Consider the following 21,052-nt stretch of genomic DNA (forward strand, 5'->3'; position numbering starts at 1 on the left):
CACGGAGTATCCTTACGCAGTAGTGTCAAATGGAGGCGCAAAGAGGCAGGATAGCGCAACTACTGAGATTAGCGTACTTGCTGCGGTGACGTGCCGCGGTGCTTCATGCTCCGTTAATCTAAACGCAAAAGGCCGCCTATCAAGGCGGCCTTTACAAGCAGGGTCGTGACGCTGTTTATGCTTTTTTGTAAGCAGCGGCAGACTTCTCAATGGCCTTGCGAGCGGCTTCAACACCTTCCCAAGACTCTACTTTCACCCATTTGCCTTTTTCGAGATCTTTATAGTTCTCGAAAAAGTGAGCAATTTGCTGACGCAGCAGCTCGGGAAGGTCAGTCACTTCCTGCACGTCATCATACAGTGTCGACAGTTTGGGGTGCGGTACGCAGACCAGTTTAGCGTCTTCACCGGCTTCGTCAGTCATGTTCAGAATGCCGACCGGGCGCGCACGAATGATGCTGCCTGGGGCAACGGGATGAGGCGTTACGACCAGTGCGTCCAGCGGGTCACCGTCGTCTGCCAGTGTGTGCGGAATAAAGCCGTAGTTGGCCGGGTAGAACATGGGCGTGGCCATGAAACGGTCAACGAGGAGGGCACCCATGTCTTTGTCGATTTCATACTTAATCGGCGCGTGATTGGCAGGAATCTCAATCGCCACATAGATATCGTTGGGCAGATCCTTTCCAGCGGGGATGTTATCAAAGTTCATCGTTGGTTCCTTGGCTTGGCTTTTCTTACCTATTGCGGAGCGCAGTAGTTAAGCAGTTGATGCATTGCATTAATGGTGAAGAATTATACGAACATGGTTGATAGATTACCAATGCGACATAGGTGTTTAACAGCATAGTGGTGGATGCGTTGTGTGTTTAAGAACCTCACAGTTTCCGCTAAGTCACTGCAGCGAAGCCCTTTGTTCGGCAGTTCATGAAGCGGTTTTGTGCTGGTCGCGACGTTTGGTGGGCATCGTTTCGCGGTTGCAGCGTGTATGATAGCCCCATGTGGTTGTGATGGTAGTCGCGATAGTGAGCCGTAAGCCCAGGAGGATGAGTTGGCGCACGCCCAGTTGCTAATGAGTTATGGTCAAGCGTTTGTTGCCCCAGAGCGGCGGCAGCACAGAAGCTCTATGTCGGTGTGCCTGCCTGATGCGCCGTTGTTAAAAGTGAAAGGCGGCTGCGCGGTCATTAGTGACTCTATTTCCCGCAATACCATGGCCAAGCAGGCGGGGGATTTAAGCGTGCGAGGCTTTCTTGCTGATTACTACTCAACGCCGGAGCATTGGGATACCAAAACCTCGGCCACTCGCGTGCTGCGCGCTCTAAATAGCTGGTGTTATAGCCAAAGCCAGCATGTTAAGGAAGGCAGTTTTGTTTCCTCGCTTTCGGCGGTGGTGTTTCTAGGTCGTGACGGGCATCTGTTCCATATGGGCGATACCCTCGTGTTTCGACTGCGCGGCGCTGAATTTGAACAGCTCACCCGCGACCATGTGACCGATGTAGGGGGCTATCGTTACCCTTCCCGTGCATTGGGTATGGATGGCAGTGTCGATATTGACTATACCCATTTGGCGTTAAAGCAGGGCGACCTGTTTGTATTTACTACCCAAGCGGTGCGCGGCACGCTGATGCCCTCAGACTACGTGCGGCTTATTCGCCAAGATGCCAGTGACCTGGATGCGGCCTGTGAGCGGTTGGCCAGCGAAGCCAAGCAGCGTGCTCAGGAGCGTGGCTACGGCGGTGACCAGTTCTGCTTTCAGCTACTGCGCATTGATGAACTGCCCGAAGAAGCAACCGACCATCCGAGCATGCTCTATGGCGACCTGCCGATTCCTCCTGAACTAGCCCCTGGCGAGCGCCTTGACGGGTTAGAAATTCAAGCGGTGCTGTCGCGCAATGCCCAATCGCGTGTTTACCGCGTGCGCGACGTGCATAGCGACCGCGTTATGGTGATGAAAGCACCCAGCCCAGAGCTTTCGCTGCGTAACGCCTATTTAGAGCATTTTTTACTTCAGCAGTGGGTGGTCGAGCGCGTGAATTCACCCTTTGTCGTGAAGGTGATGGAGCCATCGCGGCCACGTCGCTACCTTTACTATCTCATGCAGAACGTGGAGGGTGAGACGCTTCGCCAGTGGGCGGAGCGTCACCCGCAGGCGAGCCTTGTCCAGCGTTTGGATATTGCCAACCAGTTAGGTAAAGCCGTTCAAGCGTTACATCATCGGGATATTATTCATCAACAAATCACCCCCGATAACGTGCTGGTAGATCAGCATGGGAAAGTAGTGTTAACGGACTTTAGCGCCTGCCATATGCGCGAAGTAGATGGCCATCGTCATTCTGGTGAGCTGCTACGCCAAATTGGCTTTAATGAGCATACTGCGCCCGAATATGCGCTTGGCGATAGCGTGGGTCGGCGCAGCGATCAGTACTCGCTGGCCTCGACGGTGTATTGGTTGCTGACAGGTGAGTTGCCCTACATCCTGACGCCTAATCGCCTGCGCTGTCATACCGATTTAGAGGAGCTCAGCTACCGCAGTGCGCGTACCACTAACCCAGAAATTACGCCTGCACTGGATGATGCGCTGCGCCGGGCACTAGACCCACAGCGGCCGCTGCGTTTCAGGCGTATGTCGGAGTTTTTACACGCGCTCCGGGTGCCGCTGGGTCGGCTGCCCCAGAAGGAGGAGCCGCGCCCAGAGTCCAGGCGTTTCTGGCAAGGCGTTGCGGGCATTTTGCTACTACTGCTGGTGCTTTCTTGGCTGCTGCGATAAGGCGGCATCACATAGAGCGCTATATGTGATTGGCGTACAGCGATTAAAAAAGGGGCGATGACTATGTCATCGCCCCTTTTTACAGGCCAGCGTTTACGCCAGCAAACGCCCTACAGCGTGAACTTAGGCAGTTTCTGCTCTACCTTCGCTAGTTTCAGCTTAGCGACTTTCGGCAGGCCATTCTCAAATGGAGGGAAGTCTTCGCCCTGAATTAACGGCGAGAGGTAGTCCCGGCACGCTTGAGTAATATCAAAACCGCTTTCGCTGATGAAATCACGCGGCATGAATTTTTCTTGGTTGGCCACTTGCGACAATGGCGCAGAAATCACATCCCACTGGTAGGGCGTTTGTGAAATACGGCGAATCGCGGGCATCATGGAGTTTTTGCCAGCAAGGGCCAGCGTCACGGCTTCACGGCCAACGGCATAAGCCTGCTCAACGTCGGTTTTGGACGCTAGGTGGCGTGCGGCGCGCTGCAGGTAGTCAGCGACTGCCCAGTGATATTTGTAGCCCAAATCCTGTTTGATCATGCCTGCCAAAGTAGGCGCAACGCCGCCTAGCTGGCGGTGACCGAAGGCATCCGTATTGCCCGCATCCGCCAGGAAGGTGCCGTCTTCGTAACGCGCGCCTTCCGACACCACGATGACGCAGTAACCGTACTTTTTAACGCTCTCATCGACCCGTGCCATGACCGCTTTACGGTTAAACGACACTTCAGGGAAGATAATCAAGTGCGGCGGTTCACCTTCGCCTTCGCCTGCTAAGCCACCGGCGGCAGCAATCCAGCCCGCATGGCGCCCCATCACTTCCAGTACAAACACCTTGGTAGAGGTGGCGCACATGGAGGCGATATCCAGCGATGCTTCCCGCGTAGACGTCGCAATATATTTCGCCACGCTGCCAAAACCAGGGCTGTTATCGGTAATGGGCAAGTCATTATCAACGGTTTTGGGAACGTGAATGGCGGTCAGCGGGTAGCCAAGTTTTTCGGAGAGCTGTGACACCTTAAGGCAAGTGTCCGCACTGTCGCCGCCGCCGTTATAGAAGAAGTAGCGGATATCATGCGCTTTAAACACCTCGATGAGGCGCTCGTACTGGGCACGATGCGTATCAATATCCTTCAGCTTATAGCGGCAAGAGCCGAAAGCGCCGCCCGGCGTATAGCGAAGCGCGGAAATAGACTCGTCGCTTTCCTGAGTGACATCGATAAGATCTTCCGTCAGCGCACCAATAATGCCGTTGTGACCGGCGTATACCTTGCCAATCTGGTCGGGGGCTTGCCGGCAAGCTTCGATAACGCCGCAGGCGCTGGCATTGATGACGGCGGTAACGCCACCGGACTGGGCGTAAAAGGCATTATGCTGGGCCATGGAAACGTCTCATCTCCTGAAAACGGGTGGTTGCATCATTGTTAACGGCAAGAAATCAATTTCTTACCTGAATTCTGTACACGTACGATAAGCATACGTATTGCTACAGCGTTCGTAACGCAGCAAAGTTTAGCGCAAAGCCATTTCTGCTGCATTACATGCTGCTAGTAGGCCAGGCTGCTTAAGTGTTGCACGGCATCGTGTTAGTCATCGCCGCCATCAAGGGCTTGCTCGCGTTGAGCCAGCCGCCAGCCGCCCAAATCTTTGTAACGGTTTACCATGGCGCAAAACAGCTCTGCTGTCCGTTCGGTGTCGTACCGTGCCGAATGCGCTGCCTTGTTATCAAATTCAATGCCCGCGGCTCGGCAGGCTCTGGCGAGAACGGTTTGGCCATACACAAACCCAGCGAGCGTTGCGGTATCAAAGCTTGAAAAGGGGTGGAACGGATTGCGCTTCACGTTGCAGCGGTTGGCTGCGGCATTCAAGAACCCATGATCAAAAGCGGCATTGTGACCTACAAGGATTGCCCTAGAGCAGCCGTGGGCTTTAAGCGACTTACGAATGGGGCGGAAAATCTCTCCTAGCGCCTCAGATTCACTGAGTGCCACCTGACGACGCAGTGGGTCATCGAGGTTAATCCCGGTGAAATCCAACGCGGACTGCTCAACGTTAGCACCCTCAAACGGGTGGATATGATAGGCATAGGTGGCATCGGGCAGTAAATTGCCATCTGGGTCCATTGTCAGTGTGACAGCTGCAATTTCCAGTACTGCGTCCGTTTGGGCATTAAACCCACCCGTCTCCAAATCGATGACAACCGGTAAATAACTGCGAAAACGCTGGGCCATCAATTCGCGGGCAATTGCCTCGCTCATGCAGCTCTCCTTAGTAAAGCGAGTAGTCGGTCAGGGTTAGCGGCGCAAGGTGCCGCTATGGTTGAGGGGATTCTAGCAGCTTTACCCCTAAGGCGTCGTTGACGGTATTCGCTGAGCATTGAGAACGCTATACTGACGGTTTGAATAAACAGGTAGCGCTGAAGGGCGCTACCCCTTCTGGTGAACTGCTTTTTACAAGGAGCAAAGAATGTCCGATGTCAAAAAGGTTGTACTGGCATATTCAGGCGGCCTGGACACATCCGTTATCGTTAAGTGGTTGCAAGAGACCTACAACTGCGAGGTGGTGACCTTTACTGCCGACATCGGTCAAGGTGAAGAAGTCGAACCCGCCCGCGCCAAAGCGCAAGCGCTAGGTGTGAAAGAGATCTATATCGAAGATCTGCGCGAAGAGTTTGTACGCGACTACGTCTTCCCGATGTTCCGCGCGAATACCATTTATGAAGGTGAGTACCTGCTGGGCACCTCTATCGCTCGGCCGCTGATCGCTAAGCGCTTGATTGAGATTGCCAACGAGACCGGCGCAGACGCCATTTCTCACGGTGCCACCGGTAAAGGCAATGACCAAGTGCGTTTTGAGCTGGGCGGCTATGCGCTTAAGCCAGGCGTTAAAGTCATCGCACCATGGCGCGAGTGGGATCTTACTTCCCGCGAAAAGCTGATGGCTTACTGTGAAGAGCACAACATTCCGGTCGATTTCTCCAACAAGAAGAAGAAATCTCCCTACTCCATGGATGCCAACCTGCTGCACATTTCCTACGAAGGCGGCATTTTGGAAGATCCTTGGGCCGAAGCCGAAGAGGACATGTGGCGTTGGAGCGTTTCTCCGGAAGCCGCGCCAGAGCAGCCGACTTACGTTGAGCTGACGTTCGAGAAAGGCGACATTGTAGCGATCGACGGCGAAGCGCTGAAAGCGCATGAAGTGCTGGAGAAGCTCAACAAACTAGGTGGTGATAACGGCATTGGCCGCCTGGACATCGTTGAGAACCGCTATGTGGGCATGAAGTCTCGCGGCTGCTACGAAACACCCGGTGGCACGATTATGCTGCGTGCGCACCGTGCGATTGAATCGCTGACGCTGGATCGTGAAGAAGCTCACCTGAAAGATCAGCTGATGCCCAAGTACGCCGAAGTCATCTACAACGGCTACTGGTGGAGCCCAGAGCGCCGCATGCTGCAAGCCGCTATTGACGAGACGCAGAAAAATGTCTCCGGTGTTGTACGCATGAAGCTCTACAAAGGTAACGCCACGGTCGTTGGTCGTAAATCTGAGCAGTCACTGTTTGATGAGTCTATCGCAACGTTTGAAGACGATGCAGGTGCTTACAATCAGAAAGATGCCGAAGGATTTATCAAGCTGAATGCCCTGCGTCTGCGTATTGCGGCAGGTAAAGGCCGCCAGCAGAGCTAGCGTTTAACGGTGGCCAGCCTTAGGGCTGGCCACAACGTAACAGGAGCCGTTATGTTTAAAAAGTTGCTTGCAGGCTTATTTGGCTCACAGGGCGATGGTGAAGCGAACGCTAGCACCAAGGCTGCTGAGCCGATTGAGTACAAAGAGTATTTAATTATTTCTCAGCCTGACAATCAGAGCGGTCAATACCGTGTTAGCGGCTGGATACGCAAGCCTGATAGCCAGGGCGGGGCGCAAGAGCATCGATTTGAACGTTCTGACATGCTGCCAGGGCGAGACGCCTGCGATGCGTTGATGGTCTCCAAAGCGCAGCGCTATATCGACGAGGTGGGCGATTCAATGTTTGAACCCGATCCTCGCCGAGAGAGCGGCACTGCTCCTAGCTGATGTGAACATCCATCAGGGAGCGTGCATCAGCAGCGGCCTGCAGTATGAGTCCTGCAGGCACGCTTGGGTTCACGTCGCCTTGTTCACACGCTTCAACATCTGTTAACAGCTTGCCTAACGCGCCTATTCGTTGAGTTAGTGCCTGGCTAACGGCCTGACTGAGGGGAAGCTCTTGAAGCATGGCTTCTAAGTTCACCCCTAAAATCACTGGCATATGCGAAAATAGCCCAGCAATAAAGCCTTCTTCCTCGTCTAACCCGCGCTGTTCGGCTAAGGCTTCACAGGCAAATGCCCGCGTTAAGCCATTGATCAAGTTGACCTTGCTAGCAGGATTGTTGCCAGCCAGCATGACGATGGAGACTAGGGTGCGTAGCTCCTTTAAGCCGATAATATGGATGCAGTCCAGTAGCTTATAGGCAGGTCGTTGCGCGGCTTTGCCAGCAGAGTTGGCACGCTTAAATACCGCGTTTAGCAGATATGGGTCTCTCGCAATCAGTGTACTTAAGGCTGGCAAGCGTACTTTATCGCTATAAAGCTGAGCAAGTAGCTGCATCTGATTGGCGCGCGAGGTGCTGTGGCGCTGAGTAGTGGTGACTTGGACTTGGGGGCGCTGGTAAAAATAACCTTGAAATAGGCTAAACCCCAGTGCTTTACACTGCTCAAACTGTTCATACGTTTCCACGCGCTCTGCCAAGAGTGTATAACCGTCTTGGTCAAGGCGTTTAATAAGCGCGATGGGGATGCCCGTTGAAATATCAAATTTAATGATGTCAGCGATATTTAACAGAGGACGGTTGGCAGCGTTGGGTTCGAAATCATCTAATGCTAACGTATACCCCAGGGCTTTTAGTCTGCGTAAAGCCGCTAACAGTGGCTCGTTTACCTGCGTGTCTTCTAATACCTCAATGACAATTTGATCAGCCGGTAAGCTAATTAAATCGGGATTGAGTAACCAGTCACCGGAGGCATTAATAAACAGCTGCCGCTGGCCGCAGAGTTTATCTAATCCTATTTCATAGATGGCTACCGCACAGGCCCGCGCGGTGGCTTGTACGTCATCAAATACATGGGCACTGTTGGCTGTGACATCACCGCGATAGAGCAATTCATCTGCTACATGCTGCAGCTGTGCGTTAACAATGGGCTGGATGGCGATCGTGTAATGACCTGTACTCGACTCTTGTTGCGCTGACCCTTGCATAGTGCCGCTGCTCCAACTGTCAGGGGGTAAAACGTGCGAGGTCGCGAAGAATAGCGTAAAAGCTTGCGCTTACGCTAGTTACATTGGGTCACAATGCGTTGAATGGCACAATTGTTCACTTAAACGCTATGACGGGGTAGTTCAAGTTGAAGGGCGGTTCCGCCTAGTGTGGATGTTTCGGCCCATAGCTTTCCGCCTAAGTGGTGGATAATAGCGCGGCTAATGGGCAGCCCTAAGCCGCTTCCTTTTGGCCTCCCTTGTATCTTAGGGGACTCTTTTAGTTTTAATTGATAAAACTTTTCAAACACATTTTCGCGTTCAGCAACGGGGATGCCGGGGCCATTATCTTCAACGCTTAGCCGAAAAGCACCGTTGTACTCATAAATGCGTAGCGTAATCCTGGGTTGCTGAGTGTCAGCAAACTTTCGAGCGTTTTCCAGTAGGTTGATAATGACCTGTTCTAATCGGTCGGGGTCGGCTAACACCATCGCTGTGGATACCTCTGCGATGAACTCAAACGTTAACCCTTGCTCGTCATGTAAACGAGCCAGTGCTTCGCTGCTTTGTTTGGCGACTAAGGCTAAATCTACCGGCACTGGTTTGAGGGAAAGTCGACCGCTTTCAAGGCGTGCTAAGTCGAGAATTTCATCAATGAGGCGAGACAGGCGCTGACTCTCTAACACCATGATGCCGAGAAAGTGCTGGCGTTTTTCTGCTTCGATGTCGGGCGTGTCGCGCAGTATCTCGGCAAACGAGCGAATAGACGTGAGCGGTGTGCGCAGCTCGTGGCTAACCATCGCGACAAACTCATCTTTCATGCGGTCGACTTCTCGCAGGCGCTCATTGGCACTGCGTAGCTCTTCACCTACTCGCGCCAACTCCTGAGATTTTTGCTCCAGCCGGCGATTGTACTCTAGCGCTTGAGAGGTGGTGTCCAAAATCGTCAGCACGGACTCCATGTCAAGCGCTTCACCGCGCAGGACAGAATTGATCAAGACGCTGGCAGAGGCGCTACCCAGTGAGCCTGATAGTGCTTGTTCGGCCCGTGTGATCAACTCGCCCGAGGCAGGCCGCTGGTAGGCCTCGGCGTCGCCTAGCGGGGCGTCGAGCGCTGTAAATACCCTTAGCGTGGCCCCGTGGCCTAAGTAACGTACCAGTAGCGTGTACAGAGCACCTTCAGTGGTTTGCCCCTGCCAGCGGGCGGTCGTGGGTAGGTGAGGGTGCATCGCTTCGGTAAACAGCGCGGCTTGGGTTTGTTCCATAGGCGTTGGGCGAGTGAACAGCGAAATACCTACCAGTAGCCCAACATTTGCTAGCATGCTCCAAAACAGTGAGTGGGTATAAATATCCCATCCGCTGAGGCCCAGTAGGGCATAGGGCGATAGCCAGCTAATACCCCACGGACCCTGGGTGATAAGCGACGCTTCTAACCAGCCCGACTGTGCGAATCCAGGTAGCAGTAGCGTATAAAACCAAATGAAGAAGCCCGCCAGTAGCCCTAGCGTGGCCCCTTGGCGTGTTGCGCCACGCCAGTAAAGCCCAATTAACAGCGCAGGGGCAAATTGGGCGACGCCTGCAAACGAAACCAGCCCAATGGTTACTAGGCTGTAGCTATCGCCAATCAGCGCATGGTAGAGATACCCCAAAAGGAGAATCAGTAAGATCGCAACGCGTCGAATATTGAGCAGCCAATCCGCGAGCCGACCATGACGTCCACTATAGAGCCCCTTGACCTTTAGCAGCAGCGGCATCATCAGCTGATTACTGACCATCGTTGAAAGGGCAATGGTCTCGACAATCACCATACCGGTCGCTGCAGAGAGTCCTCCGATAAAGACCAGCAGTGGTAGGCCTTCTAGCCCTGCCGAAAGCGGCAGCGTGAGTACAAAGCTGTCGGGGTCGCCCTCGCCAAGTAGCAATCCGGCTAAGGCAATCGGGATGACAAACAGATTAATGAGCAATAAATAGAGCGGGAAAAGCCAGCTGGCTCGGTCTAAATGCTGCTCGTCGACATTCTCGACCACTAATACCTGAAACTGACGAGGCAGAGTAAAGAACGCCAAAAATGCCAGCAGCAGCATGCCCACCCACCCCGTGGCTCCACCCGGCACGTTCTCCAGGCGCATGCTATGCATTAAAGCGGGGGTGGCGGCAACCTCAGCCAGTAGCGCGGCAGGTCCTGCAAATAATATAAACGTGACAAAGATACCGACGGCTAAAAAAGCGATCAGTTTTACCAAAGACTCTACGGCAATGGCGGCGACCATACCTTCGTGGCGCTCACTGGCATCCAAGTGGCGCGTGCCAAAGAGAATAATAAACACGGCGAGCACCATCGCGATCCAAAAAGAGCGATCCATCCAGAAGCGTTCGTTGTCCAGCGTGGTGTCAGCGCCTAGTGGGTAGTTCATCAGTACAGCGTGGCTCACCGTGATAGCCTTGAGCTGGAGCGCAATATAGGGAGTGATGGTAATAAGCGCCATGAGCGCCACTAGTGCGCCCAATCGAGAACTCTTGCCATAGCGAGCGCTAATAAAGTCAGCAATGGATGTGATGCGCTGCTGTGCGGCAATTCGCACCATTTTGCGTAGCGTAAAGGGGGCCAGCAGCATTGCCAATGTTGGCCCCAGGTAGATCAGTAAAAAGCTGGGGCCGTACTGCGCGGCGCGCCCAACGCTGCCGTAAAATGTCCACGCGGTGCAGTATACCGCGATGGAGAGCGCGTAAACGGTTGGGGAGCCGATCAACGAGCGCCCTTGTTCGGCGCGGCGGTCTCCCCAGGCGGCGACCATAAATAGCAGGGCTAAATAACTAAAGGCGGTACCAATAACCACGAGATCGCCGCGCATGGTCATGGCCTCTTGGGGGGCTCAACCAGCCATGCAGTAAAGCCAATGAGCACGCCCCAAACGATAAAGAGGTACAGCGGAAGCCAACCCAGCAAGCCCGGTAGACGGTCGATAATGAGCAACATTGGCGGGCAAAACATAAATAGAGCAAGCAGGGTAAGCGCGATAAACCGTTCGCGCCTGCGATGGGAAGCGCTCACGCTCTTCATGATGCGCTGGCATCCTCTTTATCAAACGCATTGGCTTGTAGAGCAAGCAGTTCTTCCAATGTATCAATGCCTCGGGCTTCTAACCGTGGCAGCAAGGCCAGCCATAGCTCTGCGGTAACGCGCGCATCACCGAGCGCTGTGTGGCGCGTATTGGGTGGAAAGTGAAGATCATAGCGCTTGGCAAGTGTATCCAAATCGTGACCATCCAGCGCTTCATCCAGTGCCTTTGAGATGAGCAGCGTGTCTAAAATAGGCATGTCAAACGCGATGCCTCGACCGCTAATCGCCAGCAGATCGAAAGCGGCATTATGAGCCAGTAGCACGGCATCGCCGACGTAATCACGAAATTGCTCAAGCACTCTATCAAGCGAGTCAGCCCCTGCGACATCTGCATCGGTAATGCCGTGTATCACCGTGCTGGCCGCCGGAATTGATCGTTTAGGATCCACAAAGTGATCAAAGGCATCGCTTGCTAATAAGCGTCCATTGACAACCCGACAGGCCCCTAAGCTAATGACAGTATCTCCCTTGCGAAGCTCCAGGCCCGTGGTCTCGGTATCGAAGGCCACAATATCCAGGCAGCGTAGGGCGCGACTGGCTAAGGCCTCATCCGGTGCGGGAAGCTGCGCAATGCCAAAGTCATGGAACTCAGGGCGCGGTGGTGTCGGTTCTCGCGGTGCCTGTACTTGCGCAATCGTCGGTAGCGGCAGTCGCAGTCTTGCGTGGCGTTTATCTACATCGGCCACGCTCCAAATATCGGTGGCGTGCTGGCGCAGAATATCTGCCACGGACGGGCTAAGCGGCAGCGTGGTCAGCGGGTGTTCGCGCCACACGGTCAGTTCACTTTCAGGAACAGGCGCTCCCTGCCAAATCAAATCAATGTAGGCACGTTTTTGGTTGAGCGTAATTTCGCCTTCAAAACCGCTGCTGGGCAAGTGGCAACGTAGGTGGTCTACCAGGGAATCGAATAGTTCAATTAGCGCAGGGGCATCGCCCTTGAACCAAGCGGGCACACCAATAGGGGTAATCAAGCGATGGGCGGGATCAAGACGCTCATCCAAGGATTGCCAAAAGTCATTTGACCAAATAGGTTTTAAGCGTTCGCCGTGATACTGGAGATCGTCTAGTAGCGAGCCGATCTCCGCAACATGTGTGTTTAACGCTTGGCTCTCATCGTGCACCACTTGTTCTAGACGTGCTCGTAGCTCACGCGATGTGTCGCTTGCTGGAAGCTGGCGCATAGCTTCAGCAGCGCTGCTCACACTTGCGGAGTGTTGGCGAAGTGTGGGCAGCAGGCGGTTAAGCTCGGCCCGTACACCCATTTCATTATTCCAGGTATTGGTGGCGTCGCTGCAGGTGACTAGGGTTTCGTGCTCGCTACCAGGCACGCGGCGAATGACGACTTTTAACCAACGCTGGTCGCAGGGGGCCAGCATTTCGCGCGGCGAGCCGTCCTCCGGCAGTTGGGCCATGGCATTCGCGAGACTGGTGGTGGGGAGTAGTGCATCTAGGCGTTTGCCAAGGCCAAGTCCTGTATTGCCCGCAAAGAAGTTCTCGGCGGCTTGGTTAAAGAGCATCACCCGGCGGTGTCGGTCGCAAAGTAACAGCGGAGTTTCCAGCACTTGAAGCAGTGTTTCCAATTCCTGGCGTATACGCGATGCGCTTCGCGCGCCTTCCGCGTGCGCGGTGGCGAGCCGTGAACGGTCAGCGCGCCAGCTATTGCTAACACGACGAAGGTCAGGGCCGAGTCCTTTTAACCAGCCTTCTGGCGTGTTTTCATCTTGCGCATCTGGGTTGGCCACCCAGCGTGCCAGTTGGGTTTGAAGGTGTCGAAGGGGCGTAAACAGCATGCGTTCAAGAAGCAGGCCCATCAGAAATAGCGTGATGCCACCTGAGAAGCTGCCTATCCATAGGGCTGCACGCGCAAAGCCAGAGAGCACTAGCTGGCTGTCTAACCAGGCTGCAAAAAGAGCGCCACCTAGCAAGCTGATGCCGCTAAGTAGCAGCCACATGCCTACCAATCGCTGGCGTTTTGGAAGGCCTTTAGGGGTCATGATGCACGCTCGTTAAGTAGCGCTTTAACCTTGTCTACCAGTTGCTGGGTCGAGAAAGGTTTGGTGACGTAGTCATCTGCTCCCAACGCAAAGCCTTTTTCACGCTCTACTTCACGGCCATGAGCCGTTAACATAATCACCGGCAGATGCCGTTCGGTGTCAGTGCGGCGCAGCTGCTCCAGCACTTCAAAACCGCTAATGCCTGGCAAGCTGATGTCTAGCAGCAGTAGGTCAGGAGAGGAGTCGGCAATTCTCAATAGCGCGGTTTCGCCATCGGGCGCGGTGGTGACCGTCAGCCCAGCGTGAGACATGAGAAACTCAAGGGACAGCAGGATGTTGGGTTCATCATCGACCACTAATACGTTGGCCATTACGGTCTCCCCAGCGGTTTTAGATGAGCAGTGCGACTGCAAGCGATGGTTTAAGTGTATGTAGCGTACGGCATTCGGCCAAGACGACCTTGGCCGAATGCCGGTGATGGAAACCTCTGATCGGTAAACAGGACAATGCGCGTTTTATTGTTATCGGCTTATGAAGCCGTCAGCCACCGCTATTGGGCTAACAGCCTGATGGATGAAGTGAGCGACGTGTCATGGACGCTGCTAAGCCTGCCTCCTCGCCACTTTTCCTGGCGTATTCGCGGCAATCCGATGAGCTGGTGGTTAAAAGAGTACGAGCGGTTAAGCCAGCCCTACGATGTGGTGCTGGCAACATCCATGGTCGATATCGCCACCCTGGTGGGGCTGTTTCCCCATCTGGGGCGGGCAAGAAAAGTCGTCTATTTTCACGAAAATCAGTTTGCCTACCCAGAATCCAGTGATCAGATGCCCCAGGTAGAGGCCAAAATGGTCAACCTGTATGCGGCACTGGCGGCGGATGTGCTGGTGTTCAACACGGCCTATAACCGGGACTCCTTTTTCGATGGTGCGCGGCGTTTTTTAAAGAAAATGCCGGAAAATCTACCGGCGGCTAAACCGCTAGAACGGTTACGTCAGAGCGCGCGCGTGGTGCCTGTTCCCATTGCGCCTGCTGCCTGTAGCGCTGCTGGCAATGCAAACCCACGGCGGCTGATTTGGAATCATCGCTGGGAGTATGACAAAAACCCGGAGGATTTCTTTACGGTATTGTTCAAACTTAGCGAGCAGCAAGTGCCCTTTGAGCTGGCCGTGCTTGGCCAGCAGTTTCGCGATGTGCCACCAGTGTTTGCCGAGGCGCAGGTGCGCCTGGCTGAGCATATTATCTGCTGGGGGCCGCAGCCGGAGGCGGAGTACCGTGCGCTGCTCAACGGTGGCGGTATTGTGGTGTCAACCACTTGGCATGAGTTTCAGGGGCTGGCGATCATGGAGGCTGCCCAGCGAGGAGCCACGCCGCTGGTGCCGGATAGGCTCTGTTTTCCCGAGCTATACCCCAGTGAATATCGCTATGACGGCACCCCAGAGGGGCTTTATGAGCGATTGGAGCGGTGGCTTTTAGAACCCCACAGCCAGCCGGCTCAGCTCGACACCCAGGCATGGCAGTGGCCACGCTGGCGGGAGACGTATCGTCAACTGCTAGCGGAGGATGCGTCTAATGAATCCATTCGCCGTGTGGGCCAGTGAACCACCGCTGTGTGGCGGCGCATCTTTTCAGCAAGCTTGGGATGATGGAGGCGGATGACTTGTTCGGCAAAAGCCGATAAAAAGCGCGACTTCAATTCTGCCCGCGCTCGGTCTACACCGCTGTGCTGATAAGGCGTCGACGCTAACAGCATAAAGCCATCCTCGGGAATTCGCCCGGCACGCATGTTGGCGTCGATGATGCTTGCGGCGGTGGCAATAGGGGCTGCAAGATCCGGCCCGTAGGGGCCGATTATCAGCGCGGTATTGGGCAGGTGTAAAAAATCGAATCCACGCCCAATGCAGATGACCCACTCGCGGTGTTCAATCTCAAGTTCCCTGGCCACCCCGATTAGCTCGCTTACGTGAGCTAGGTTACCCACCAGCAGCGGCAGCAGGTCTCGCTGAATATCATCGGGCATATCGGGGCAGAGGTTTGCCAACTTGGCAGGTAGTTCACTGGCACATTGACCTACCTCGTCGCGGATATCCAGCACTGCGCCACCTTGGCCGTGGATGATCATGGCATCGCTGTCGGTTTCAAAACCGCACACTAGCGGGTACACCTGCTGATGGTCGTGGCCAAACAGCTCCCCCGCTTGCTGGGCAATGGCGTAAGCGTGGGCTTTCGCGGCGTCTGTATCGCAGTTAAACCCAGCGCAGCCGCGTGCTTGATGTCCGCTAGAAAAGTGATAGGTAATCAGCATCAGCGTGGCGCGACCGTTATTAGCGGCGTGTAGGACAGATTCGGTGAGCAGCTCGCCAAGATAGGGCCAGCCCAGATCAAAGATGCCGCCCAAATTACGAAACGGGGTGATGATCCCCAGCGGCGTGCGGGTGGCATGGGGAATGTGAATCCGCCCATCCATACACTTCATCACCACGATGGAAGTGGGGTGCTGTGCCAGGTAGCGCTGGCGGGCAAGCCACGCATCTGGGCTACAGAAACGCTCGGCATGCTGTCTGGAAAGGTCCAGCAGCGCATCAATGCGTTGGGCAATGGGCTGGCTGTGAAGCAGGGCAGTGGGGCTCGGCATGGGTCGATCCTGGCGTTGGCGTGCCGTTAAGCAAGCTCGGTTTTTTCTTTATAGTCGCACAGATCTTCGATGATGCAGCTACCGCAGCGAGGTTTGCGCGCAATGCAGGTGTAGCGCCCGTGTAAAATCAGCCAGTGGTGGGCATCTTGTTTAAAGGCGCTGGGAACATGCCGCAACAGTTTCTGCTCAACCTCGACCACGTCTTTGCCTTTGGCGATACCGGTACGGTTCGAAACGCGAAAAATATGCGTATCCACCGCGATAGTGGGCTGGCCAAAGGCGGTGTTCAAAATCACATTGGCGGTTTTACGCCCGACGCCGGGCAGTGCTTCCAACGCTTGACGGGTGTTGGGAACCTCGCCGCCGTGCTGATTGACCAGCAGGTGGCAAGTCTTCATCAAATTTTCTGCTTTGGTGTTAAACAGGCCAATGGTTTTAATGTGCTGCTTTAGGCCATCAATACCTAGCTCAATGATCGCCTCAGGGGTATTCGCGACCGGATAAAGCTTGGCCGTGGCTTTATTCACGCCTACATCCGTTGCTTGGGCGGAGAGCAGTACCGCTGCCAACAGCTCAAACGGCGTGCTCCAGTTGAGCTCGGTGGTGGGGTGTGGGTTTTCCGCCTGGAGGCGCGCAAATATCTCATGACGCTTTTGAGCATTCATGGCGTGTTCTCTTGGTTATTGAATGGTGCTTATTTAATGGTGCCGGTGACCCGCACACGGCGCTCAGCTCGCGGTGCGACGTCGACGGGCTGAGCGCGGGCGGCGCGACGTTGATCCAGCACGTTTTTCAGCGCGATCAAAAGCCCTGCAACGAAGAACGCGCCGGGTGGCAGAATAAAAAAGAGAAACTGGTAATCCGCCACCAGGGTGATCTGCCAGTGAGTAGCGACCGGCCCAAACAGCAGCGCCATGTCGCTAAACAGCGTCCCTTGGCCCACCAGCTCGCGGATCGCGCCCATCAGCACTAATACCGCACCAAAGCCCAGTCCCATCATCAGCCCATCGATTGCCGCGGGCAGCACGGGCTGGCGGGAGGCAAACGCATCCGCACGGCCCAAAATGGCGCAGTTGGTTACGATAAGCGGGATGAAAATCCCCAAAATTTGATAGAGCGAGTAAGCGAACGCGGCCATTAACAGCTCAGCGCAGGTCACAAAGGCGGCAATCACCATCACGAACGCGGGGAGCCGCACGGCGCTAGGCACCTGATGGCGAATCAGTGAGATCGTTGTGCTAGCCCCCACCAAGACCAGTAGCGTGGCCAGCGCCAAGCCTAGCGCATTCACCACCGTGGCGCTGACGGCCAGCAGCGGGCAAAGCCCCAGTAGCTGCACCAGCGCCGGGTTATTCGACCAAAGCCCTTCTCGGGCAAGCTGTTTCCACTGGCTCATGGTTTAGGCTCCTGCTGAGCGAGTTCGCGCTGATAGTAGTGCAGCGCCTCATAAACGGCGTTGATGACGGCCCGTGGGGTAATTGTTGCGCCGGTAAAGCTATCGAACTCACCGCCCTCTTTGCTCACTGCCCAGCCGCTTGGGGGCAGATTCTCCAGGCTTAGGCCGTTGAATGACGTGATCCAGTCGCTGCGTGACCTCTCGATATCATCGCCAAGCCCTGGCGTTTCTTGATGGTGAGTCACCCGCACCCCGGTTAGCTTCCCACTCTGGTCGATGGCCACTAGCAAGCGAATTTCACCGTTATACCCTTGGCGTGTCACCACCGGCAGAATGGTGGCGGCTTCGCTACCTTGCTGTACCCGCCAACCCTCTTGAGGAGTGCGATGGCCCAGCGGCGTTGGGTCGGGTAGCGAAAATGCGCTTTCTAATACGGCCTGAACCGGCACCGAGGCCAGTGAGGCGGGCAACACTTCCTGCAGCTGACGATGCTGATAGGCAAGCTGGTGCGCGGCAATGCGCTCCTCGGTCACGGCGCGGGTGAGGGCGACGCTACCGGCAGTGACCAGAGCAAACAGGCCAAGGGCCAGCGCGCCACGCAGCATGGCGTGTTGAGTGGTCATGGCGCGCTCTTCCTCTCATCAGGCCGAGCGGTAGCTTGACCGACCGGGCGTGGCACGCTGACCATATCCAGCAGCGGCACGCAGAGATTCATCAGCAGCACGGCAAAGGCAACGGCATCCGGGTAGCCGCCTAAATTGCGAATGAGGATGACCAGCACGCCAATGCCCGCACCGTATAACAGCTTCCCCCGGCGGCTGGTGGCCGCTGAGACCGGGTCGGTGGCAATGAAGAAGGCACCAAACAGCGTCGCCCCGGTGAGTAGATGAAACAGCGGCGAGGCAAAGTGGCTAGTGTCGCTGGCGTAAAACAGCGCGGAGAGCAGCATCATACTGCCCAGCATAGCGACTGGAATATGCCAACTTATCAGCCGCTTGGCGATCAACACCACGCCCCCTGCCAGCCACGCCAGTGCGATATTACGCCAAGCCGCCAACGTACCTTCAGGAAGTGGCGACGATGCCCAGAACTCACTGGCCATGACCGCTTCACCTTTGTGTTTGAAAGCATCTAAAGGAGTGGCTCCGCTCAGGCCATCGAGCGCTGACGTGGGTAGTGCTCCCATTATTTGTGGCCAGAGGGAGTCGGGCCATAGCGGTTGGGGCGGTGCCCAGAGCGTCATATGGGTGGGAAACGACACCAGCAGCAGTGCATAGCCCACCATCGCCGGGTTGAACGGATTGTGGCCCAAGCCGCCATACAGTTGCTTCGCGACGACGACGGCGGCGATCACCCCAACGCCAATCAGCCACCAGGGGCACGCGGGTGGCAACGAGGCGCCTAGCAACACGCCAGTGAGCAGGGCGCTGGAGTCGTTGAGCGTCGGCCATACGGGGCGGTGGCGCAGGCGCAGAACGAGCGCTTCAGCGGCGACGGCCCAAAGCGCCGCGATCAGCACGTTGCTGAGTACACCTAGCCCAAAATAGAGCGTCATCACCGCAAGGCCCGGTAGCGTGGCGGCGATGACCCAGCGCATCACATGGGCTGTTGATGGTGCTTTTCCCAGCTGTGGGGCGTGCATCATGCTCATGGCGCTTCCTTCTGTTCACTGGCGGCGCGAGCTTCAGCCAATCGTGCCTCTGCCGCTTTGAGATTCTCTTGGGCAGTGGCGAGCTGGGTCTCCAAATCGTCATGGTGCTGCTGCGGGTCTTGAGCGGCGGCCCGTGCCAGCACTTTCTCCGCTTTTCGCACGGCGGCTTTGGCCGCCGTTTGGGCAATACGCAGGCTGCGGAGGTCTGCCGCGGGAGCGGTTTGAATGCCCGTAGCATCGCTGGAAGCGGACTGCTGCTGGGCGAGCCGTGCCTGACGGCGCGCCTTCTTCTCTGCTTCTTCCCTGGCCAGTCGCGCCTGGCGGAACTCAAAGCGGTGTTTGGCGTGTTCCGCTTTGGCGGTCTCGATGCGTTTATGCCGGATGCGCTGTTTAGAGGAGCGGTAGTCCTGCACCAAAGGAATCGCGCTGGGGCAAACGAAGCTGCAGGCACCGCACTCAATGCAGTCGAACAGATGATGAGCTTCAAGGGCGGCATCGTTTTCGGCACGGGCGTACCAGTGCAGCTGCTGGGGAAGCAGTTGAGCAGGGCACACACTTTCACAAGCGCCGCAGCGAATGCAGGGGGCTTCCGCTGGCGCTGGCGGCAGCTCTTCTTTTGTCGCGGCAATCAGGCAATTGGTTGTTTTGGTGACGGGAGCCTCTAATGACGTAAGCGGCGCGCCCATCATCGGCCCGCCGACCACGACTTGGTGAAGTTGCTCGCGCGCCACGCCAACGTGCTCCAGCAGTGTGTCTACCGAGGTGCCTACACGAACCCAGTAGTTGCCGGGCTGGGTAATGGCGTCTCCGGTTAACGTAACGACTCTGGCGACCAGCTGTTGTCCATCGCGTACCGCTTGCAATGCCGCCAGCAGCGTACCGGGGTTGTGGCATAGCACCCCGATATCCGCCGGTAGCCCACCGCTAGGCACTTCGCGGTTCAGCAGCTTTTTAATGAGCTGTCGCTCTCCGCCGCTGGGGTAGCGGGTTTCGATCATCTTCAGCGTCACGCTCGCGAGCAGTTCGCTGTCAGCACTGACCGTAAGGAGAGCTTGCAGCGCCTGAATAGCTTCAGGCTTGTTATCTTCAATGCCGACGATGATGTGCGCTGCTCCGCATAGGCGGGCAAGTAATTGCGCACCTTCAAGCACATCCGCCGCGTAGTGGCGAAGCGTGAGGTCATCGGCGGTAATGTAAGGCTCACACTCGGCGGCATTAACCACCAGCGTGTCAATGGCATGGTGTTCGTTGACCTGGGCTTTGATATAAGTCGGAAAGCCCGCACCCCCTAGCCCAATAAGCCCGCTTTCATCCAACCGTTCCAGCAGCGCGTCGCGCTCTGCAGTTTGCCAATCTAGCGGCGGCAGCGTGGCCCAGCGATCTTCGCCATCGCCTTGAACCACGATCGCACTGTCGGTTATCTCGATCACGGTGCCGCTGATACTGGCGTGCACATTAGCTGAGACCATGCCATCTCGGTGGGCGACCAGCGTGCCCGTATTGACCGCATCACCCACGTTGACGCAGGGCAGCGCTGCCTTACCGGTATGTTGAGACAGCATTAGCGTAACCACATCGGGCAGTGGCGCGGTGCGCAGCGGCGCTTGATTGGAACGCTCTTTACGTTCGGGCGGGTAGATGCCGCCGGGAAACTCATAGGCTGGCATTCGCGCTCCTTAACGGCTGGCGGTCGCTTACAATCGGTTCCCACTGTGTCAGCGGTTTGCGCCTGGGCAGCATATCAATGCAGTCCACTGGGCAAGGGGCTACGCACAGATCGCAGCCGGTGCACTCGTCTTCAATCACGGTATGCATCTGTTTGGCCGCGCCAATAATGGCGTCTACCGGGCACGCCTGAATGCACTTGGTGCAGCCGATACATTCGGCTTCACGGATATACGCCACGGTCTCTTCGCTGGCTGCTTCCCCATCTAGCGGGGCAGGGTCGCGGCCGAGCAGGTCTGCCAGGGCGTGAATAGTGGCCTCACCGCCTGGAGGGCATTTATTGATGGCATCGCCCTGATTGATCGCTTCGGCGTAGGGGCGGCAGCCGGGATAGCCGCACTGGCCGCATTGAGTTTGTGGCAGCAGCGCATCGATTTTTTCAACCAACGGGTTCTCTTCGCCTTTAAAGCGCGCACTCGCCATCCCCAATAGCGCGCCAAAGGTGATGCCTAGACCGGTGAGGACGCCGACGGCGCTTAACACGCTCCCCCATGAAAATGGTTCGCCCATGGT

At 56.0% G+C, this 21,052-nt stretch carries 18 protein-coding genes; 4 read left to right on the forward strand and 14 right to left on the reverse strand.

All coding sequences use genetic code 11. The features are described 5' to 3' along the window. Nucleotides 1–175: 175 nt before the first annotated feature. On the reverse strand, nt 176–706 hold the full coding sequence (ppa, locus tag IEW65_RS06085) for an inorganic diphosphatase (RefSeq protein ID WP_044627994.1): 531 nt from the start codon (nt 704–706) through the stop codon (nt 176–178). 339 nt (nt 707–1,045) lie between these two features. Between ppa and IEW65_RS06090 the strand changes: the two genes are divergently transcribed. Further along, nucleotides 1,046–2,761 (forward strand): bifunctional protein-serine/threonine kinase/phosphatase, encoded by a 1,716-nt coding sequence (locus IEW65_RS06090; protein ID WP_188638594.1) that lies wholly within the window; start codon nt 1,046–1,048, stop codon nt 2,759–2,761. Between the two features lie 110 nt (nt 2,762–2,871). On the opposite strand, the gene IEW65_RS06095 is transcribed toward IEW65_RS06090, so the two are convergent. Further along, nucleotides 2,872–4,131 (reverse strand): 6-phosphofructokinase, encoded by a 1,260-nt coding sequence (locus IEW65_RS06095; RefSeq protein WP_188638595.1) that lies wholly within the window; start codon nt 4,129–4,131, stop codon nt 2,872–2,874. 203 nt (nt 4,132–4,334) lie between these two features. Then, nucleotides 4,335–5,006 carry a ribonuclease T gene (rnt, locus tag IEW65_RS06100; RefSeq protein WP_188638596.1) on the reverse strand — a complete coding sequence of 224 codons (672 nt, stop codon included), beginning with the start codon at nt 5,004–5,006 and terminating at the stop codon, nt 4,335–4,337. A 208-nt stretch (nt 5,007–5,214) separates the two neighbouring features. Here rnt and IEW65_RS06105 point away from each other — a divergent pair, with 208 nt between their 5' ends. Both IEW65_RS06105 and IEW65_RS06110 read left to right on the forward strand, forming a co-directional pair. Beyond that, nucleotides 5,215–6,435, forward strand: a complete 1,221-nt coding sequence (locus IEW65_RS06105; protein WP_188638597.1) for an argininosuccinate synthase — start codon at nt 5,215–5,217, stop codon at nt 6,433–6,435. A 51-nt stretch (nt 6,436–6,486) separates the two neighbouring features. Continuing rightward, the gene (locus tag IEW65_RS06110) at nt 6,487–6,822 is read left to right on the forward strand and encodes an HlyU family transcriptional regulator (protein ID WP_188638598.1); all 336 of its coding nucleotides are present in this window, start codon (nt 6,487–6,489) and stop codon (nt 6,820–6,822) included. Here the strand turns inward: IEW65_RS06110 and IEW65_RS06115 are convergent. The 4 genes from IEW65_RS06115 to IEW65_RS06130 form a co-directional block, all read right to left on the reverse strand. Then, nucleotides 6,815–8,023 (reverse strand): EAL and HDOD domain-containing protein, encoded by a 1,209-nt coding sequence (locus IEW65_RS06115; protein ID WP_188638599.1) that lies wholly within the window; start codon nt 8,021–8,023, stop codon nt 6,815–6,817. The genes IEW65_RS06110 and IEW65_RS06115 overlap by 8 nt on opposite strands. A gap of 119 nt (nt 8,024–8,142) precedes the next feature. Further along, nucleotides 8,143–10,872 (reverse strand): ATP-binding protein, encoded by a 2,730-nt coding sequence (locus tag IEW65_RS06120; RefSeq protein WP_188638600.1) that lies wholly within the window; start codon nt 10,870–10,872, stop codon nt 8,143–8,145. A gap of 205 nt (nt 10,873–11,077) precedes the next feature. After that, nucleotides 11,078–13,135 carry a 3'-5' exonuclease gene (locus IEW65_RS06125; protein ID WP_188638601.1) on the reverse strand — a complete coding sequence of 686 codons (2,058 nt, stop codon included), beginning with the start codon at nt 13,133–13,135 and terminating at the stop codon, nt 11,078–11,080. Continuing rightward, nucleotides 13,132–13,506: a response regulator transcription factor gene (locus IEW65_RS06130; RefSeq protein ID WP_188638602.1), complete on the reverse strand. Its 375-nt coding sequence runs from the start codon at nt 13,504–13,506 to the stop codon at nt 13,132–13,134. Before IEW65_RS06130 ends, IEW65_RS06125 begins: the two co-directional genes overlap by 4 nt. A gap of 135 nt (nt 13,507–13,641) precedes the next feature. On the opposite strand from IEW65_RS06130, the gene IEW65_RS06135 reads away from it, so the two are divergent. Further along, nucleotides 13,642–14,733 carry a tRNA-queuosine alpha-mannosyltransferase domain-containing protein gene (locus IEW65_RS06135; RefSeq protein WP_188638603.1) on the forward strand — a complete coding sequence of 364 codons (1,092 nt, stop codon included), beginning with the start codon at nt 13,642–13,644 and terminating at the stop codon, nt 14,731–14,733. Here IEW65_RS06135 and IEW65_RS06140 read toward each other — a convergent pair. The 7 genes from IEW65_RS06140 to rsxB are packed head-to-tail and all read right to left on the reverse strand — an operon-like array spanning nt 14,679 to nt 21,049. Continuing rightward, nucleotides 14,679–15,767, reverse strand: coding sequence for a hypothetical protein (locus IEW65_RS06140; protein ID WP_188638604.1), 1,089 nt, complete (start codon nt 15,765–15,767; stop codon nt 14,679–14,681). The two genes, IEW65_RS06135 and IEW65_RS06140, sit on opposite strands and share 55 nt — an antisense overlap. 26 nt (nt 15,768–15,793) lie before the next feature. Then, a complete protein-coding gene (gene nth / locus IEW65_RS06145; RefSeq protein ID WP_083023859.1) occupies nt 15,794–16,432 on the reverse strand; it encodes an endonuclease III in 639 nt (212 codons plus the stop codon). Between the two features lie 29 nt (nt 16,433–16,461). Further along, nucleotides 16,462–17,163 (reverse strand): electron transport complex subunit E, encoded by a 702-nt coding sequence (locus tag IEW65_RS06150; protein ID WP_188638605.1) that lies wholly within the window; start codon nt 17,161–17,163, stop codon nt 16,462–16,464. Beyond that, complete coding sequence (gene rsxG / locus IEW65_RS06155) at nt 17,160–17,786, reverse strand: electron transport complex subunit RsxG (protein WP_188638606.1); 627 nt, start codon at nt 17,784–17,786, stop codon at nt 17,160–17,162. Before rsxG ends, IEW65_RS06150 begins: the two co-directional genes overlap by 4 nt. Next, the gene (locus IEW65_RS06160) at nt 17,783–18,814 is read right to left on the reverse strand and encodes an RnfABCDGE type electron transport complex subunit D (protein WP_188638607.1); all 1,032 of its coding nucleotides are present in this window, start codon (nt 18,812–18,814) and stop codon (nt 17,783–17,785) included. Before IEW65_RS06160 ends, rsxG begins: the two co-directional genes overlap by 4 nt. Next, nucleotides 18,811–20,481 (reverse strand): electron transport complex subunit RsxC, encoded by a 1,671-nt coding sequence (rsxC, locus tag IEW65_RS06165; RefSeq protein ID WP_188638608.1) that lies wholly within the window; start codon nt 20,479–20,481, stop codon nt 18,811–18,813. The genes IEW65_RS06160 and rsxC overlap by 4 nt, the downstream gene beginning before the upstream one ends. Then, the gene (rsxB, locus tag IEW65_RS06170) at nt 20,468–21,049 is read right to left on the reverse strand and encodes an electron transport complex subunit RsxB (protein ID WP_188638609.1); all 582 of its coding nucleotides are present in this window, start codon (nt 21,047–21,049) and stop codon (nt 20,468–20,470) included. The genes rsxC and rsxB overlap by 14 nt, the downstream gene beginning before the upstream one ends. Nucleotides 21,050–21,052: the final 3 nt, after the last annotated feature.

Source organism: Vreelandella lutescens, assembly GCF_014640815.1.
In the GTDB taxonomy this organism is placed as follows: domain Bacteria; phylum Pseudomonadota; class Gammaproteobacteria; order Pseudomonadales; family Halomonadaceae; genus Vreelandella; species Vreelandella lutescens.

Excerpts from the sequence above, each read along its gene's own strand:
- ppa (WP_044627994.1), bottom strand. The coding sequence starts at position 706 with ATGAACTTTGATAACATCCCCGCTGGAAAGGATCTGCCCAACGATATC.
- IEW65_RS06095 (WP_188638595.1), bottom strand. The coding sequence starts at position 4,131 with ATGGCCCAGCATAATGCCTTTTACGCCCAGTCCGGTGGCGTTACCGCC.
- rnt (WP_188638596.1), bottom strand. The coding sequence starts at position 5,006 with ATGAGCGAGGCAATTGCCCGCGAATTGATGGCCCAGCGTTTTCGCAGT.
- IEW65_RS06105 (WP_188638597.1), top strand. The coding sequence starts at position 5,215 with ATGTCCGATGTCAAAAAGGTTGTACTGGCATATTCAGGCGGCCTGGAC.
- IEW65_RS06110 (WP_188638598.1), top strand. The coding sequence starts at position 6,487 with ATGTTTAAAAAGTTGCTTGCAGGCTTATTTGGCTCACAGGGCGATGGT.
- IEW65_RS06115 (WP_188638599.1), bottom strand. The coding sequence starts at position 8,023 with ATGCAAGGGTCAGCGCAACAAGAGTCGAGTACAGGTCATTACACGATC.
- IEW65_RS06120 (WP_188638600.1), bottom strand. The coding sequence starts at position 10,872 with ATGCGCGGCGATCTCGTGGTTATTGGTACCGCCTTTAGTTATTTAGCC.
- IEW65_RS06125 (WP_188638601.1), bottom strand. The coding sequence starts at position 13,135 with ATGACCCCTAAAGGCCTTCCAAAACGCCAGCGATTGGTAGGCATGTGG.
- IEW65_RS06130 (WP_188638602.1), bottom strand. The coding sequence starts at position 13,506 with ATGGCCAACGTATTAGTGGTCGATGATGAACCCAACATCCTGCTGTCC.
- IEW65_RS06135 (WP_188638603.1), top strand. The coding sequence starts at position 13,642 with ATGCGCGTTTTATTGTTATCGGCTTATGAAGCCGTCAGCCACCGCTAT.
- IEW65_RS06140 (WP_188638604.1), bottom strand. The coding sequence starts at position 15,767 with ATGCCGAGCCCCACTGCCCTGCTTCACAGCCAGCCCATTGCCCAACGC.
- nth (WP_083023859.1), bottom strand. The coding sequence starts at position 16,432 with ATGAATGCTCAAAAGCGTCATGAGATATTTGCGCGCCTCCAGGCGGAA.
- IEW65_RS06150 (WP_188638605.1), bottom strand. The coding sequence starts at position 17,163 with ATGAGCCAGTGGAAACAGCTTGCCCGAGAAGGGCTTTGGTCGAATAAC.
- rsxG (WP_188638606.1), bottom strand. The coding sequence starts at position 17,786 with ATGACCACTCAACACGCCATGCTGCGTGGCGCGCTGGCCCTTGGCCTG.
- IEW65_RS06160 (WP_188638607.1), bottom strand. The coding sequence starts at position 18,814 with ATGAGCATGATGCACGCCCCACAGCTGGGAAAAGCACCATCAACAGCC.
- rsxC (WP_188638608.1), bottom strand. The coding sequence starts at position 20,481 with ATGCCAGCCTATGAGTTTCCCGGCGGCATCTACCCGCCCGAACGTAAA.
- rsxB (WP_188638609.1), bottom strand. The coding sequence starts at position 21,049 with ATGGGCGAACCATTTTCATGGGGGAGCGTGTTAAGCGCCGTCGGCGTC.